Annotated in this window: 18 protein-coding genes and 1 tRNA gene; 13 read left to right on the top strand and 6 right to left on the bottom strand. The window is 37.9% G+C overall.

Going from position 1 to position 16,811, the window contains the following annotated elements; all coding sequences use genetic code 11:
* Positions 1 to 266: 266 nt before the first annotated feature.
* Positions 267 to 1,601, top strand: a complete 1,335-nt coding sequence (locus DRW42_RS04115; protein ID WP_208643492.1) for an ATP-binding protein — start codon at positions 267 to 269, stop codon at positions 1,599 to 1,601.
* 46 nt (positions 1,602 to 1,647) lie between these two features.
* Here DRW42_RS04115 and DRW42_RS04110 read toward each other — a convergent pair.
* The 3 genes from DRW42_RS04110 to DRW42_RS04100 form a co-directional block, all read right to left on the bottom strand.
* Positions 1,648 to 1,734 (bottom strand) — tRNA-Ser (locus tag DRW42_RS04110).
* Between the two features lie 89 nt (positions 1,735 to 1,823).
* On the bottom strand, positions 1,824 to 3,254 hold the full coding sequence (pyk, locus tag DRW42_RS04105) for a pyruvate kinase (protein ID WP_113947571.1): 1,431 nt from the start codon (positions 3,252 to 3,254) through the stop codon (positions 1,824 to 1,826).
* Between the two features lie 152 nt (positions 3,255 to 3,406).
* Complete coding sequence (locus DRW42_RS04100) at positions 3,407 to 3,826, bottom strand: IPExxxVDY family protein (RefSeq protein ID WP_113947570.1); 420 nt, start codon at positions 3,824 to 3,826, stop codon at positions 3,407 to 3,409.
* Between the two features lie 158 nt (positions 3,827 to 3,984).
* On the opposite strand from DRW42_RS04100, the gene DRW42_RS04095 reads away from it, so the two are divergent.
* From DRW42_RS04095 to rnc, 3 genes are all read left to right on the top strand, one after another.
* Positions 3,985 to 4,221: an acyl carrier protein gene (locus tag DRW42_RS04095; RefSeq protein ID WP_008508386.1), complete on the top strand. Its 237-nt coding sequence runs from the start codon at positions 3,985 to 3,987 to the stop codon at positions 4,219 to 4,221.
* A 20-nt stretch (positions 4,222 to 4,241) separates the two neighbouring features.
* The gene (gene fabF / locus DRW42_RS04090) at positions 4,242 to 5,495 is read left to right on the top strand and encodes a beta-ketoacyl-ACP synthase II (RefSeq protein WP_025145352.1); all 1,254 of its coding nucleotides are present in this window, start codon (positions 4,242 to 4,244) and stop codon (positions 5,493 to 5,495) included.
* 95 nt (positions 5,496 to 5,590) lie between these two features.
* Complete coding sequence (rnc, locus tag DRW42_RS04085; RefSeq protein WP_113947569.1) at positions 5,591 to 6,319, top strand: ribonuclease III; 729 nt, start codon at positions 5,591 to 5,593, stop codon at positions 6,317 to 6,319.
* 347 nt (positions 6,320 to 6,666) lie between these two features.
* Here the strand turns inward: rnc and DRW42_RS04080 are convergent, their stop codons facing one another.
* Together DRW42_RS04080 and DRW42_RS04075 are read right to left on the bottom strand one after the other, a co-directional pair.
* The gene (locus tag DRW42_RS04080) at positions 6,667 to 7,377 is read right to left on the bottom strand and encodes a hypothetical protein (protein WP_113947568.1); all 711 of its coding nucleotides are present in this window, start codon (positions 7,375 to 7,377) and stop codon (positions 6,667 to 6,669) included.
* A gap of 7 nt (positions 7,378 to 7,384) precedes the next feature.
* Positions 7,385 to 8,104 carry a hypothetical protein gene (locus DRW42_RS04075; protein WP_113947567.1) on the bottom strand — a complete coding sequence of 240 codons (720 nt, stop codon included), beginning with the start codon at positions 8,102 to 8,104 and terminating at the stop codon, positions 7,385 to 7,387.
* A gap of 231 nt (positions 8,105 to 8,335) precedes the next feature.
* On the opposite strand from DRW42_RS04075, the gene DRW42_RS04070 reads away from it, so the two are divergent.
* The 7 genes from DRW42_RS04070 (at position 8,336) to DRW42_RS04040 (ending at position 14,236) form a co-directional block, all read left to right on the top strand.
* Positions 8,336 to 9,064, top strand: coding sequence for a lysophospholipid acyltransferase family protein (locus tag DRW42_RS04070; RefSeq protein WP_113947566.1), 729 nt, complete (start codon positions 8,336 to 8,338; stop codon positions 9,062 to 9,064).
* Positions 9,065 to 9,457: 393 nt separating this feature from the next.
* The gene (locus tag DRW42_RS04065) at positions 9,458 to 10,321 is read left to right on the top strand and encodes a YicC/YloC family endoribonuclease (RefSeq protein ID WP_113947565.1); all 864 of its coding nucleotides are present in this window, start codon (positions 9,458 to 9,460) and stop codon (positions 10,319 to 10,321) included.
* A gap of 58 nt (positions 10,322 to 10,379) precedes the next feature.
* Positions 10,380 to 10,946, top strand: a complete 567-nt coding sequence (gmk, locus tag DRW42_RS04060) for a guanylate kinase (protein ID WP_113947564.1) — start codon at positions 10,380 to 10,382, stop codon at positions 10,944 to 10,946.
* Between the two features lie 69 nt (positions 10,947 to 11,015).
* Positions 11,016 to 11,384 (top strand): four helix bundle protein, encoded by a 369-nt coding sequence (locus tag DRW42_RS04055; RefSeq protein ID WP_113947563.1) that lies wholly within the window; start codon positions 11,016 to 11,018, stop codon positions 11,382 to 11,384.
* Between the two features lie 61 nt (positions 11,385 to 11,445).
* Positions 11,446 to 12,039 carry a nicotinate (nicotinamide) nucleotide adenylyltransferase gene (nadD, locus tag DRW42_RS04050; protein ID WP_113947562.1) on the top strand — a complete coding sequence of 198 codons (594 nt, stop codon included), beginning with the start codon at positions 11,446 to 11,448 and terminating at the stop codon, positions 12,037 to 12,039.
* Positions 12,040 to 12,102: 63 nt separating this feature from the next.
* On the top strand, positions 12,103 to 13,836 hold the full coding sequence (locus DRW42_RS04045) for a glycoside hydrolase family 3 protein (protein WP_167437787.1): 1,734 nt from the start codon (positions 12,103 to 12,105) through the stop codon (positions 13,834 to 13,836).
* 193 nt (positions 13,837 to 14,029) lie between these two features.
* On the top strand, positions 14,030 to 14,236 hold the full coding sequence (locus tag DRW42_RS04040) for a hypothetical protein (RefSeq protein WP_113947561.1): 207 nt from the start codon (positions 14,030 to 14,032) through the stop codon (positions 14,234 to 14,236).
* A gap of 94 nt (positions 14,237 to 14,330) precedes the next feature.
* Here the strand turns inward: DRW42_RS04040 and DRW42_RS04035 are convergent, their stop codons facing one another.
* On the bottom strand, positions 14,331 to 14,864 hold the full coding sequence (locus DRW42_RS04035; RefSeq protein ID WP_113947560.1) for a thioredoxin family protein: 534 nt from the start codon (positions 14,862 to 14,864) through the stop codon (positions 14,331 to 14,333).
* 260 nt (positions 14,865 to 15,124) lie between these two features.
* On the opposite strand from DRW42_RS04035, the gene DRW42_RS04030 reads away from it, so the two are divergent.
* Positions 15,125 to 15,778, top strand: a complete 654-nt coding sequence (locus DRW42_RS04030; protein ID WP_113947559.1) for a TatD family hydrolase — start codon at positions 15,125 to 15,127, stop codon at positions 15,776 to 15,778.
* 154 nt (positions 15,779 to 15,932) lie between these two features.
* Positions 15,933 to 16,727 (top strand): tRNA threonylcarbamoyladenosine dehydratase, encoded by a 795-nt coding sequence (locus DRW42_RS04025; protein WP_113947558.1) that lies wholly within the window; start codon positions 15,933 to 15,935, stop codon positions 16,725 to 16,727.
* Positions 16,728 to 16,811: the final 84 nt, after the last annotated feature.

Below are 16,811 nucleotides of genomic sequence, written 5' to 3'. Positions count from 1 at the left end.
TAAAACCTTATCTTCATACCTGATGAAAAGTATTCTTACCTAAATTAAATAAGCGATAAATTTCAATTAAAGCTACTTATAATTACATTTATGTAAAAATAAGCTATTATTTATATTCTTATTTTTACATTTACGTATAAATAAGAATATTTATGAACTTCAATAATACTATTCCAACAGAAAAAAGAATTGAGCGTCTTCAGTACGAAAATCCCTGGTGGAGAACAAATGAGGTGCAGGAGATTTATAAAAAAATGTCGAGACGTTTGTATTTTAATCTCTTCTATCCTCATGTTAAAGAAACTGATATAAAAAGAGCTGTTGTGCTTATGGGGCCTCGACGTGTGGGGAAAACGGTAATGATGTTTCATACCATTGAACAACTGATAAAGGAAAAGATAAATCCACAAAAAATTTTTTTCATAGGAATCGATAATCCGATATACATGCAAATGGGGTTGGAAGACCTGCTGATTTTGGCAAAAGATGCTGTTCAATTAGATTCTTTAGCTGGTTGTTTTGTTTTCTTTGATGAAATACAATATCTTAAAGATTGGGAGCGACATTTAAAAGTGTTAGTAGATCAATATCCTGAAACCAAATTCGTTGTTTCGGGTTCTGCAGCCGCAGCCTTAAAACTCCAAAGTTCGGAGAGCGGAGCCGGGAGATTTACCGATTTCATGCTCCCTCCATTAACTTTTCATGAATATATTCATCTTAAAGGATTAAGCAATTTAATCCAGCAAAAGGAAATCCTGTATAGCGGAAAAAAAATCCCTTACTATACTACACACGATCACAGGGCACTTAATAAGGAATTCTTCCATTATCTGAACTTTGGGGGATATCCTGAAGTAGTACTTTCAGAAAAAATCCAAAGTGATATGGGCCGTTATATTAAGAATGATATTGTTGACAAAGTTCTTTTAAGAGATTTGCCAAGCCTGTATGGGATCAAAGATGTTCAGGAATTAAACAGTTTTTTTAGCTATTTGGCATATAATACAGGGAACGAGTTTTCATTTGAAAGGCTATCTAAAGACAGTGGAATACAAAAAGAGACGATTAAAAAATATCTTGAATATCTTGAAGCAGCTTTCTTAGTAAAGGTTATTAACAAGGTTGATGATAATGCAAAAAAATTCAAAAGGATCACAAGTTTTAAAGTTTACCTTACCAATCCATCTTTAAGAACCGCCTTGTTTTCTCCAATTGAAGAATCAGACCAGGAAACAGGTAATATGGTTGAAACAGCAATATTTTCTCAATGGATGCATAGAGATAATATGAACCTAAAATACGCCAGATGGAAAATGGGGCGCTCAGAAGGAGAAGTAGACATGGTATCTATCGATGATAAACTCTTTAAACCACAATGGTGTGTGGAGATAAAATGGAGCAACCGATATTATGATAAACCGCGCGAATTAGAAAGCCTTTTATTTTTCTGCAAAAGAAATGACTTTAAGGCATCGGTAGTAACCACAATTGATATTCTGGGAAATAAAACAAACGAAGAAATAGAGCTTACTTTTTTACCAGCAGCAGTTTATGCTTACAATGTTGGCGCAATTACCCTTGATAAAAAAGCAATTTGGTAACTATATTTCATTTGCAATTATGCTATTGAAGTGAGTTAATAATTTGCGGAGAGGGAGGGATTCGAACCCTCGATACCGTTGCCAGTATACAAACTTTCCAGGCTTGCTCTTTCGACCACTCAGACACCTCTCCGTGTTGGGTTGCAAAAATATATTTTTTATTGGTAAAAAAAATGCTCCCGATGCAAAACCGGGAGCATTTCTTAAAATATCTGTCAGAAATTAATCTATAACCGTAATTTTTAACATGTTGGTTTTACCTTTTGCTTCCATTGGGATAGCAGCAGTATTGATCACAATATCGCCTTGTTTAACCAGTTTCTTGCTTTTTAAGAATTCGTTAACCTCAATAATCGTGTTATCAGTACTTTCCCACTTATCGTAATAGAAACCCCTAACACCCCAAAGTAAACTTACAGCATTTAATAAGGCCCTGTTACTGGTAAAAATGAATGTTAAAGCTTCTGGTCTGTGGCTCGAGATTTCGAAAGCAGTATAACCGCTCAAAGTCATCGATACGATACCCACAGCATTGGTTTGTTTCGCTAAGAAACAGGCCGAATCGCAAATCGCATCGCTTAAAAAAGATGGAGATTTTGGTTTTAAAAATTTATCAGGATTGAACGGATAATTGTTCTGCTCAATGTTCTGAATAATTTTCTGCATGGTTTCGATAACGATCAATGGAAATTCTCCTACCGAAGTTTCCCCACTTAACATTACCGCATCAGCACCATCTAATACGGAGTTGGCCACATCATTTACCTCTGCACGCGTTGGGCGTGGGGTAGTAATCATGCTTTCTAACATCTGTGTAGCCACAATTACAGGTTTAGAAGCTGCCCTACATTTGGCAACTATCATTTTCTGTAACAATGGTACTTCTTCCATCGGACATTCAACACCCAAATCGCCACGGGCAACCATAATACCATCGGTTGCGGCAATAATTTCGTCGATGTTGGCAATAGCCTCTGGTTTTTCTATTTTAGCAATTACGCGGGCAGTTTTACCACGCTCAGCAATAATCTTTTTAAGTTCGATAATATCTTCGGCCTTACGCACAAAAGATAAACCGATCCATTCTACATCATTTTCTAATACAAACTCTAAGTTTTCGCGATCTTCAGGGGTTAAAGAAGGGATAGAAACTTTAGTATTTGGAAGGTTTACACCTTTTCTTGAAGTTAAAATACCACCGTGAACAATTTCGCAAACAACCTCATCTTTTAAGTTGGTAGATAAAACTTTCATCTGCAGTTTTCCATCATCCAAAAGGATAATTTCGCCTGCCTGAACATCCTGAGGGAAGTTTTGGTAAGTGATGTAAATACGCTCTTCGTTACCAATACATTCGTTGGTTGTAATTATGGTAGTTTTGCCGTTGATGAGGTTAATGCCACCTTCTTTTACTAAACCAATACGGATTTTAGGACCTTGTAAATCGGCAAGGATACCTACATTATAATCGTATTTTTTGTTTAAATCGCGGATGGTATCCAAAACCGCCTGGTGATCTGCCTGCGATCCGTGTGAAAAGTTTAACCGGCAAACATCCAACCCAGCATTAAACATACTATATAATACATCTGGTTTTGCTGATGCAGGCCCAAGCGTTGCAACAATTTTAGTTCTCGAATGAAAAGGTTTCATTTAATTTAATTGATTTTTAGCAATGCAGTTTAAGAAAGCATTAATTATTATCTAAAATAATCAAACTGCATTAAATTTTATATATTTTGTTCTTTTGTTCTTTGTTTGTAACCGTCAAATATAGTGTATTTAATACACCAAGTATATAATTTTTATATTACCAAATTCTCCCTGTTCTTTAACTTAGCAGGATCTATTTTTGCAGCCACCTGAATATCAGGCAGTTTATTCAACCCATTGATCAGATAATCAAGATCTTCCTTATCGATAAATTCTTTAATGATAATAAAAAAATCTACCTTATTCATCTCCGGAATTAAAAAACCATCGCTGCTTTTATTGCATATCAGGTAGTATTCTACCTCGCCCTGCTCTACAAAAAAGTAATATTTAGAGAAAGACCAGGCTGGTTCGTCGATATTAAAAAATATTTCGTGATCTTCTATTTTTTCAAATTGTGTGTTAAGCCGGGTATTAATTTTGTGGCAAAGCACATAGTCTTTTAGGGGCGCTGTGATCGCAATTAGTATAAAATCAAGGTCTAAGGTAAGTTTTAGGTAAGTCTTATTCAAAGCGAAATAAATTATTTACAGAACGAAATTAAAAAACTAATTCTATATTCGCTGTGTTATTGAGATACCAAAATTACGTATCGAAATAAAAACATTTGAAAATTGTAAGAATTTATTTTTCTTTGCACAGAATTATTTAACCATTAAATTATAAAATTATGTCTGATATTGCTTCAAGAGTTAAGGCTATTATCGTAGAAAAACTAGGTGTTGACGAAAGCGAAGTTACGCCAGAGGCTTCATTCACCAACGATTTAGGTGCAGATTCTTTAGATACCGTAGAGTTGATTATGGAATTTGAAAAAGAATTCAATGTAGCTATTCCTGATGATCAGGCTGAAACCATCGGTACAGTTGGTCAGGCGATTGCTTATTTGGAAAAAAACGTTAAATAGAATACGCTTTTTCAGTATAAATGGAATTAAAAAGAGTAGTAGTAACAGGGTTGGGTGCGCTCACTCCTATAGGCAATAATGTTCCCGATTTTTGGGAAGGATTGACTAACGGGGTGAGTGGCGCTGCTCCTATTAAGGGTTTTAACACTGAAAAGTTTAAGACTAAATTTGCTTGCGAAGTAAAAAACTTTAATCCGGAAGATTTTTTGGATAAAAAGGAAGCCCGCAAATTAGATCCGTTTGTACAATATGCCCTTGTATCAACAGAAGAGGCTGTAAAGGATGGTGGTTTTGATTTTGAGAAACTAGATACCAACCGAATCGGCGTAATCTGGGGTGCGGGTATAGGTGGACTGAAAACTTTTCTGGATGAAATTTCGAATTTTGCCAAAGGAGACGGCACACCAAGATACAATCCGTTTTTTATTCCAAAAATGATCGTGGATATCGCTCCAGGGCATATCTCTATCAAATACGGCCTGCGTGGGCCAAATTTTGCAACTGTTTCGGCATGTGCTTCTTCTACAAACGCAATGATCGATGCATTTAACTATATCCGTTTGGGTATGGCCGATGTTATCATCAGCGGTGGTTCTGAAGCAATTATTAACGAAGCAGGTATGGGTGGTTTTAATGCCATGCATGCATTATCTACACGTAACGATGATCCGGCAACTGCATCACGTCCTTTTGATAAAGACCGTGACGGATTTGTAGCTGGTGAAGGTGCAGGAACCATTATTTTAGAAGAACTTGAACATGCTAAGGCAAGGGGTGCAAAAATTTATGCAGAACTTGTTGGCGGTGGTATGAGTGCCGATGCTAATCACATCACAGCACCACATCCTGAAGGTTTAGGTGCCCGAATGGTAATGACCAATGCACTAAAAGATGCTGGTTTAACAACTGCTGATATAGATTATATCAATGTACACGGTACTTCTACGCCACTGGGCGATATTAGTGAAACCAAAGCCATTGGTACATTGTTTGGTGAAGATGCTTATCGTTTAAACATCAGTTCTACCAAATCGATGACGGGTCACCTTTTGGGTGCAGCCGGAGCTATTGAAGCTATTGCAGCAATCCTTTCTGTTAAAAATGATATTGTTCCTCCAACAATTAATCACTTTACAGATGATCCTGCATTTGACCCTAAATTGAATTTTACTTTTAACAAAGCGCAAAAACGTACCGTTAGGGCAGCTTTAAGTAATACATTTGGTTTTGGTGGCCATAACGCTTCTGTGATTTTCAAGAAATACGAAGATTAATTTAAAACAGCGCTGCTATATAATTTTGTATGCTAATTAAAAATAGATAACTTAGTTAAATATGCTAATTAGCCGTTAATTGTGTTATTTATTTAATGCCGATATTAAAATTATATAAACTCTATCTCTCTCCTGAAAAGGAGTTTGTTAAAAAGCTGAGAAATATTTTAGGCTTTGTTCCAGGTAATGTTACGCTTTATAAAATGGCGTTCAGGCACCGTTCTGTTGCAAAAGTTTTAAAAAACGGAAGCAGGAGCAGCAACGAGCGACTTGAGTTTCTCGGCGATGCAGTTTTAGGCTCGGTAATTGCCGAGCTGCTTTTTAAGCACTATCCGTACAAAGAAGAAGGTTTCCTTACCGAAATGCGTTCGAAAATCGTAAACCGTGCTAATTTAAACCAGTTGGCAAAAAAAATCGGTTTCGATAAACTTATTCAGTTTGACCAGCGTTCGGTAAGCATTCAAACCAAGCATAATTCGATGCTGGGCGATGCTTTCGAAGCAATTGTAGGCGCCATTTACATGGATAAGGGCTACAACTTTACCAAAGAGTTTTTATTGCGCAGGATCGTAAAACCGCATATCGATATCCACACCCTCGAACTTACCGAAACCAATTTCAAAAGTAAACTTATCGAATGGTGCCAGCGCCACGGCAAAGATGTAATGTTCGAATTGGTACAAAACGGTGAAGGCGAAAGTGCCAAACTGTTTACCATCAGTGCCATTGTAGAGGGCGAACAATATGGTACCGGAAGGGATTACAACAAGAAAAATGCAGAGAAATTAGCCGCAGAGAAGGCTTGCGAAGCGTTGAGTATTTAGAAGTTCATTAGTTCACCTGTCAATTGTTTATTGGGGGATTTGGTTAACTTTATACCCTTCGACTACGCTCAGGGGGTTAAGCGGTTAATTGGTTAATTGTTTGTAAGCCTAATTTTATTTCAACTCGTCTATTAGCAATTGCTTTATTGCTGGGATTGTTAAATTGTTGGGTAGCTATTAAAGTTTGTCGTCACCCTGAATTTATTTCAGGGTCTTTCATGCTAAAAAAGATGTTGGCCAGATTAACAACTTAAACTTCGGACCGCCTGACTCTCAACTCAAAACTCCCAACTCAAAACTGATCTTAAGTCGACTCAGGACTAAATACTCTGGACTGAGGACTAAACCTACTTCCCCTTTCCCAACGTATCCGTAAATTTCTTCGAAGATTCTTTAATGTATTTAATATAATCGTAGCTGTTCCAATATTGGGCTTTATCAAATTCAGGACGGCAGTTTAGCATATATTTCTCAAGTGTATCACCTCGTAGTTCGGTATTGTTTTTAATCATGGTTTGATTGAAGTAAACATCAATCTGCGATTGTTTGATTTCGTTATCAGCGTATCGGCCAAACCTACGGGCATTTTTAGGATCGGTACCAATCAGATTATACAAGGCATTTAACGGACTGAATATCGCCGACAAAAAAGTTGTTTTTCCTCCATTATAAACGCCTTTATTTCTGAATTCACGCTTAATATCGTCCAAATCCTGCTTTTTCGTATTACCAACGATGGTTACATCTGCTAAAGTGGTACTTCCCCTAACCAGGTAAATTACGAGGTCTTTTTCGCTGTTTACTACCACTCGCTGATCAATCAAATCCCTTTTAATTACCAATAAAGTATCCCCTATTTTAGCTTTTAGCTGAAACATACCAATATCATTACTACCTACACCAACGCCAGTACGCAGGTTAGTAATTTCTGATAAGGCAATCCTGATATTCGAACCTTTTTCAATCACTACACCTTTAATGATAAATTCCTGTGCTTTCGATATAAAGCCGATTGAGGTAAGAACGAGAAGTATGATGGCAAATTTAAAGTTTTTCATTGTGTAGCTAATTTGTGTGTTTCAAGGTATCGGTGTATTGCTTAGCCGATTCTTTGATGTATTTAACGGCATCGTAGTTGTTCCAACTGTTTACCATGCTTCGGGTTGGGTAATAATCGAGCAAAAATTTGTCGAGGTCTTTCCCTGTTAATGTTGTATTATCTGTAACCAGGGTTTTGTTAAAGAATTTATCCACTTCGAGCAAACCCAGTTCCTTTTTGTAATACCGGTTAAAGTTACGAGCCCTGGTTGGTGTTTTCCCAAATAATTCGTAGAAAAATGTAAGTGGACTGCCACCAAATGGACTTAAGAGAATTAATGGTGGTTTACCTTCGAAAAACGAACCATTTCGTCTAAAATCTCTCTTAATCCCTTCCATCTCCTGTTTTTTCGTCTGGCCTTTAACCGTAACTTCTTCGAGCATCGTACTTCCCCTTACAAGGTATATTACCAGGTCATTACCCGATTCCACAACCAATTTTTGGTCGGTTAGATTTTTCTTGGTAACCAATAAGGTATCGCCAATACCTGCTTTCAATTGAAACATCCCTATATCGTTACTACGCGCGCCCATTTTACTGTGCAAATTCGTAATTTCTGCTAAAGCTACACGTACATTCGAACCTTTTTCTATCACAACACCTTTCAGCACAAAATCCTGTGCTTTAATGGTTAATCCCTGTATGAGGATGCTGAGGGTAAGAATTATTTTCAAGTGCTTCATCATTGAAGTGCTCAATTAGTAATGGAAATGTGCTTTTTGCAATAAAAATAAATTCCTGAAGCTTTAATAAGCAACAGTTAACCGGTTTTGTTGTTTCTGTATGCTTTAATTGTTACATCACAATAACATTTGAGATGTTTAAGATCAAGAGCATTAAATATTTATCTATCGAATATTTTTTTGTAAAATTAACATTTGTTAACCTTGCAAACTGTTAAAGAAACGTTAATCCCTATGAGAAAACTACTTGGCGGGTTTTATTTATTGTATTCGGCAATTATATTTTTCGTGCTCATGATTATCGTTTGTCCATTCATTATCATCAGTACGGCTACATTTAATGAAAAAACGGGAAGAAAAATTTCATTCTATTTTTTAAAATCCTGGGCATGGGGTTTTAGCCTGTTAACCTGCCTCTGGTTTTCGGCCAATGGAACAAAAATTGATACTTCCAGATCATACATTTACGTGGGTAACCACAGTTCTTTTTTGGATGCCGTGGCCATTGTAATCTGTATCCCACAGGCTTTTAGTCCGCTGGGGAAAATCGAAATGCTTAAAATTCCTGTGTTTGGGTGGATTTATAAGCGTTTGGTAGTAATGATCGACAGGAGCAGCAGGGAAAGCCGCGACAATTCTGTTGCCGAGCTGCGAAAAGATCTCGCCGACGGACAATCGATTTTGATTTTTCCGGAAGGAACGATGAATAAATCTGATCAGCCTCTAAATCCGTTTTACGATGGGGCATTTCGTTTGGCGATAGAAACACAAACGCCGATTTTACCATTTGCAATATTGAACAGCAGGGCACATTTGCCCCGTACAGATCCGTTTTTGCTAAACCCGGGATTGATTAAAACTCTGTTTGGCGAAGCTATTGAGGTAAAAGGTTTGGTAGCAGAGGATTTAGAAGAATTGAAACGAAAAACGTTTAATGCGATTTTACAGATGCTCGAAAAATGACGTCATATTTCTTTCTATTGGAAAATGAGAGCTCCAGCACTTTTGGCTTAAACCAGCCCTGCTGTCCGTTTTATCCCGATGAAAAATCGGGGATGCTCACTCCCATCAGGTTTAAACACATCGGTTGGCACTTTGTGGGGAATAGGCCCGAGCCAAATACCCCCCACTTTGTACCTAAACCCGATTGAAATGAAAAGCCCGCATCCCGATTTTCATCGGGAGAGGACTTGTAATGAAAAGCGGGGCTGCAGTTCCCGAAGAAATTGAGAACATTCGTTTTCAAAATGTCAAGAAGATAGTTTTCGCATCTTTAGCCTGTCGCAATTCCATCCCCTTGTGCAATATTATTTCTCCTTTCCGCTTAAAACCCTATCTTTGCACATGATAAAATCCATGACAGGATACGGCTTAGCAACAGCCGATTATGCAAATGCAAAGTATAGTGTCGAAATCAAATCGCTCAACAGTAAATTCCTGGAGCTTAATTTAAAATACCCTAAAGCTTTTTCTGATAAAGAACTGATCCTGCGCAACATCTGCAGTAAAGATATCGAACGCGGAAAAGTAAGTTTAAGCATCAATGTAGAACGCACCAACGGTGAAGTTACGGGCGCTACGATCAATACCGCACTACTAAGCCACTATTACAAGCAACTTATTGCCGTTAATAACGAATTGGGAGCCGAAAGCAGCAACCTGTTGCAAACGGCTTTAACTTTTCCTGATGTGATTAGTTATAAGGAAGAAAGTGTAAGCGAAGATGAATGGAATCATTTATTTGAGATTTTTACTTCGGCGCTGGCCAATTTCAATAAATTCAGGGAAGATGAAGGTGCTGTTTTAAAGGCCGATTTAGAATTGAGGATCAGGAATATCCTGTCTTATTTTAAATCTGTTGAGGAACTCGAACCTAAAAGGATTTCGGCTATCCGCGATAAATTTACCCAGTTTTTGGATGATGCAGTTGGCAAAGTAAACATCGATCAGAACCGTTTTGAGCAGGAATTGATCTATTACATTGATAAAATAGACATCACCGAAGAAAAAACACGTTTAAAAAGCCATTGCGATTATTTCCTGCAAACTTTAGCCAGCAAAGAAGCGAACGGCAAAAAAATGGGTTTTATTTCACAGGAAATCGGACGGGAAATTAATACCATGGGTGCTAAAGCGAACGATGCCCAGATGCAGCAGTTTGTTGTAGGGATGAAAGAAGAATTAGAAAAGATTAAAGAACAGTTACTGAATGTGTTGTAGTGTTAGGCGGAGAGCGATAAGCGCTTAACGCCAGACGCCAATCGCAAAAATTTTAAAAATGCAAGGCAAATTAATTATATTTTCGGCACCATCAGGAGCAGGTAAAACCACTATAGTACACCACTTATTAAAAAAGTTTCCTGAACTGAGCTTTTCTATTTCTGCCACAACACGCGAGTCGAGAGGAACCGAACAACACGAAAACGATTACTATTTTATCAGTAAGGAAGAGTTTTTACACAAAGTTGCTCATCAGGAATTTGTAGAGTTTGAAGAGGTTTATAACGGAACCTTTTATGGCACTTTACGTTCGGAAATCGAACGCATCTGGAACGACGGAAAACATGTAATTTTTGATATTGATGTTGAAGGCGGTATCCGTTTGAAGAGAAAATATGAAGAAGATGCACTGGCTATTTTCGTTCAGCCACCCTCTTTAGAGGTATTAAAGGAACGCTTAAGCGGCCGGGGAACGGATAGCGCTGAGAAGTTACAGGAGCGTTTTATCAAAGCTGAAAAAGAACTGCTTTACGCGGATAAATTTGATGTGATTTTAAAAAATTACGACCTGGCTACAGCCTGTGCAGAGGCTGAGCAGTTGGTTGGGGATTTCTTGAAAAGTTAACAGTTTGCAATTCTCAGTTTTCAGTTTTGGGTGTGTAAGAAAATTATTCGATAAAATATAAGAGTCAATATGGGCGACTTTTCTGATTTATTAGTTTATAAGAAGTCGTTTGAATTGGCTATGGATATTTTTGAGATTAGTAAAACTTTCCCCAAGGATGAAACCTACTCTTTGACTGATCAGATTAGAAGATCGTCCCGATCTACCAATATTTGTCTGGTTGAAGCATACAGAAAACGCAGATACAAAGCTCATTTTATCAGTAAACTATCTGATAGTGATATGGAAAATAGTGAAACGAAAGGCTGGTTAAAATTTGCATTCGAATGTAAATACATCCTTAAAGACAAATACGAAAAACTAGCGTTACAAAGCGACGAAGTTGGAAAATTATTAAACCACATGATAAATTTCCCCGAAAAATATGGTGTTGTTTAAGCAACTGCTTATTGGCGTAATGCAACTGAAAACCGCAAACTGTTAACTGAAAACTGAATAAATGTGGACAGAATATCGTAAACTTAAAACCGGTCTTTTCTTCGGTTCGTATAACCCAATCCACACCGGACATTTAATTATAGCCAATTACATGGCCAATCATACAGCGCTCGACGAAGTATGGCTGGTGGTTTCTCCACACAATCCATTAAAAGATAAAAGTGGTTTAACCAATATGTACGACCGTTTGGAAATGGCAAAACTGGCGACAGAAAATGCAGAACACATCCGTGTGAGCGACATTGAATTTGCATTGCCCCAACCCTCATATACTATTGATACCTTAACCTATCTCCACGAGAAATACCCTGAAAAGGAATTTGTACTCATTATGGGTGCAGATAACCTGGTATCCTTCAAAAAATGGAAAAATTACGAAGTACTGTTAAAAAACTACCAGATTTACGTATATCCTCGTCCTGGGGCTGATGTAACTGAGTGGGAAAACCATCCTGCAATTACTTTTACCAATACCCCATTAATGGAAATTTCTTCAACCTTTATCCGTAAGGCTGTAAAAGAGAAGAAAAATGTACAGTTTTTTCTGCCTGATAAAGTTGTCGATTTTATCGAAGGTAAGGGCATGTACAGGTAAAGATTCACAACATATTGTATTAAATCGATTACTTGGATTGGTTTTTGTTTTATTAAGCCTTAGATGATTAATTTAGCAGCTGATACAACAAAACACGTGAGAAAAAATTTATTTATACTTATTGCCCTCTGTGGCACTGCATTTTCTGTAAGTGCACAACAAAAAACCTATTTAGAATTACTGGCCAATCAACCGAAATGGGTAGATTCGGTATTTAACAGACTTAACCGTAGAGAACGCATTGCGCAGTTATTTTTTGTGCGGGCACATACCAATCTGGGTAAAAAATATACCGATTCGGTTGGTCAGGTGATCAAAAAAGAGCAGCTGGGCGGGGTAATCTTTTTTCAGGGAGGCCCGGGCCGGCAGGTTTTAGCCACCAACGCCTATCAGAAATTAAGCCGCGTACCGCTTATTGTAGCAAACGACGGAGAATGGGGCTTAGGCATGCGTTTGGATAGCACTATTTCTTACCCATATCAAATGACGTTGGGCGCCATCCAAAATAAGGAACTATTATATAAAATGGGCCTTGAAGTAGCTAAAGATTACAAACGCATGGGCATGCAGATGAACCTGGCCCCTGATGCGGATATCAATAACAACCCCAAAAATCCTGTAATCAATTACCGTTCTTTTGGCGAAAACAAATACAATGTTGCCACCAAGGTTGCCGCCTATATGAAAGGTATGCAGGATGGCGGTTTATTAACCACGCTTAAACACTTCCCTGGTCATGGAGATACCGATGTAGATTCGCATTACGATCTTCCGCAACTTACTTTTTCGGCTACGCGTTTAGATACTTTAGAGATGTATCCTTTTAAAGAGCTGATTAAACAAGGTGCCTCCGGGGTAATGATTGCCCACATGAACATTCCTTCGTTAGATGCGACACCAAATTTGCCTTCTACCTTATCTAAACCTATTGTTACGGGCATTTTAAAGCAGAAATTAGGTTTTAAGGGGTTAATTATTTCTGATGCCATGGATATGAAAGGCGTGGTAAAATATTTCAAGGATGGTGAAGCCGATTTAATGGGCATCATTGCCGGTAACGACATTATAGAACTTTCGGAAAATAGCGATAGGGCCATAAAACTGGTTCGTAAAGCCGTAAGGCAGGACCGTGTAAGCATGGCAGAAATCGATCAAAGTGTGCGTAAAATATTAACCGCCAAATACTGGGCTGGTTTAGCTAAACGCGATACAATTGTAACCCAAGGCGTGGTTGCAGGTGTAAACCGTAACTCGAGCAATGCTTTGGTACAGGAGCTGGCCAATGCATCAGTAACCTTGTTAAAAGGTAAGGATTATATTAAACGTTTAATTCCGATCAGGAGAACAGCCATTATCAGTATCGGCGTTCCTTCTGTAACTACTTTCCAGAAAGAGATTTCGAAAGGTTATTACAACTCTGTTTACTATGTGCTTGATAAAGACGCAAGTGCTACACAAATTTCGAACATTGCCCGCGAAATCGGTGCATTTGACCAGGTTATTGTTGGTATTCACGATAGCAGATCAAGACCTGCGAATAACATTCCGCTAAATGCTGGTGTAAAAAACTTTATTAAAGAATTATCGGCTAAAAATGCAGTTTTTGCTTTATTTGCAAATCCATATAACCTCGCAGGCTTATCTGGTTTAGAAAACAGCAAAGGTTTAGTTGTGGCTTACCAGAAAGAAGATTTCATGCAAATTTCTGCCGCAGCGGTGATTAACAACCGTTTAATACCAACAGGTAAATTGCCGGTAATTGTGGCACCGTTTTATAAATTTGGAGAAGGTCTGTAATTGTTGACCACAAAGGCACGAAGACACAGATTTGCACAGATTAATATTTTGCATTAGTTTCAATCGTGCCGTCACCCTGAATTTATTTCAGGGTCTATAATATTTTCTTTGGTCTTTGCTCTTTCTCCTTTAAGCTTTTTCCCAAAACAATTTCGCTTTTAAAACGATTATCTAATGATAAAACCTTAAAGTTATGATAGATCCAGAAGACGATAATTATTCAAACGATCCGAACGACGCTTTACGCAGAGAAGACGACGTAGAAAACATCAACGAAATTAGTGGCGATGATACCAGTATTGAACATGACAAGGATCTACTGGAACAAGCCGACAGGGCATCAAGATCATCTTACGAGCTAAATCTCGATGATGAGGAAGAAGATGAACTGGATGATTAAAAAGAAAGCCGTTCTGATTTTATATCCGAACGGCTTTTTTATTTTTTCAGACGAATAGGTTTTACCTTACGCCTTAAACCTTCCACCCTCTACCTTACTTCGCTTTCGCCTTATAAGTTTCTGGATTTACTGCTGTAGTAGTCCAACCTTTCAAAAACGAAGTGATTTTCTTTACATCATGTCCAACTTTCTTTTTACCATTGGCTGCTATTTCATCCGTTTCCAGGTAAGACGAATTTTCAATATGTAATACCTTTCCTTTGCCGTCTAAAATTAAAAATACCGGAAAGCCAAAACGTTGAGGATATCCTAGGCTTGCCAAAACACTTTCATTTTTATTTTCAGGGCTGTAATTAACCAAAACGGTTTCAAAATTATCGTTGATGTATTTTTTTAATGTTGCAGTACTGTCAACCAAATTATGGAAAGCAATGCACCAGGTACACCAATTTCCCCCAACCTGCAATAAAACATGTTTATTTTCTTTAGCTGCCTTTGCAACCGCAGCCGCAATTTCTGCCTTGGCATCGGCTTGTGGGTTATAGATATGAACGCCTTCTTTTTTCGCCTGACTAAAAGCCGCAGTCGAAATTAATACTGCCGTAAACAGGATAATTAATTTTTTCATGATTTTCGATGAATAATAATAGCAAATGTAATAAAGTCTAGTAATGTTATAGATGATTTAGCAAATTCTTTACAGAGTGGAAACATTGGTCATTGGTCATTGGTCATTGGTCATTGGTCATTGGTCATTGGTCATTAATGGATTTGCACCTGGGAGTAAGGTTTAATTGATCGCAGTTTATTTTTCCATCATCCATCTTACATCCCACATCATCCATCACATATCTACATCATCCACCAAAACATTATCTTTGCTGTGCAATGGATTTCCTAGACATACATACGCATAAAGTTGCCACTCAGCCTGGAGTTATCAGCATTCAAAGTTTATCCTTAACCAGCGATATCTTTTTGGCCATGCCTAAAACAAAGCCGATTTCAGTTGGTTTGCATCCCTGGTTTGCTAAAATCGATCAATTGGATTTACAGATGAAATATTTGAGCGTAGTGGCCAATCAAACCAATGTTAAACAGATTGGCGAGTGCGGTTTAGATTGCTTAAGGGGCGAAAACCTCGAGAATCAACTCATTATTCTGGAAAAACAGATTGAATTGGCAGAAAAAATCAATAAACCGCTGATTTTACATTGTGTTAAATGTTTTTCGGAATTAATTGCGCTTAAAGATCGGTTAAAAGTTGAAGTACCAATGATTATCCATGGTTTTAATAAAAATGAGGCACTTGGCCAGCAATTACTAGATAAAGGTTTTCTACTTTCTTTTGGAACAACTGTTTTAAAAGAAAATTCGGGTGCAGCAAAGTTAATTCAAAATACGGATCGCTTTTTCCTGGAAACGGATGATGCAGATGTTTCTATACAGGAAATTTATAAAGCTGCAGCCATTTTAAAAAAATGTACAGTAGATGAACTCAAAGCTCGTATTTTTGCGGATTGGAACAACTTAAAAAGTTAACCACCGAGATAGAAACCACGGAAAAATATTTCCGTGTTAATCCGTGTCTCCGTGGCAAAAATATAGTAAAACTAACCACAGATTAGCACAGATGAACATAGATAAATAAACATCTGTGTTCATCCTTTTCATCCGTGGTAAAATAATATATAGTATGTCTGACGTTAGCTGGCTTTCGCGCTCTGCCCTCTTGGTTGGGAATGATGGAATAGATAAACTCCAATCAAAGCATGTTTTAGTAATTGGCCTAGGCGGTGTAGGTTCTTTTGCTGCTGAATTTATCTGCCGGTCAGGTGTTGGCGAAATGACCATTGTTGATGGCGATGTGGTTGATCCGACCAACCGGAACAGGCAATTGCCTGCTTTGGCTACCAATCACGGCGTAAGCAAAGCTGCTATTATGCAGGATCGTTTATTAGCCATTAATCCCGAATTAAAACTCCACGTGGTGAATACCTTTCTTACACCCGAAAAGTGCAGGGAAATTTTGGAAACAGGTTTCGATTACATTATGGATTGCATTGACAGTGTGATGCCAAAAATCACTTTGTTATCTACCGCATTAGAAAAAAACATTCCGATTGTAAGTTCGATGGGTGCTGGTGGTAAAATGGACCCAACACGGTTAAGGATAACACTCTTGCCCAATACTTATCAGTGCGTTTTTGCCAGTTATGTGCGAAAAAGACTAAATAAACTGGCCAATGCTGAAAAAATCAAGGCGGTTTTCTCCACAGAAGAAATGGATAAAAACTCCATGATTATGACCGATGGAAGCAATTTCAAGCGTTCGGCTTATGGCACAGTATCTTATCTGCCTGCAGCATTTGGTGGTGCATGCGCATCGGTGGTCATCCGCGATTTGCTTGGCCTTCCCATCGAAATGGCCGAACGCCCTGCGAGAATAAGCCATAAAACACTCAATAAAAAGAAGAAGAAAAAAGCGTAAACCGGATGGAATGTTGATATCATGATTTCGGGAAGATTTTAAATTGTTGTAAGTTAGGGTTGGATAATAAGTAGTTGTAATAAT

Origin of the sequence: Pedobacter miscanthi (assembly GCF_003315595.1) — a bacterium.
Lineage (GTDB): Bacteria > Bacteroidota > Bacteroidia > Sphingobacteriales > Sphingobacteriaceae > Pedobacter > Pedobacter miscanthi.
Note: the sequence above shows the minus strand (reverse complement) of the source record. Positions and strands in the feature narration are given on the sequence as shown.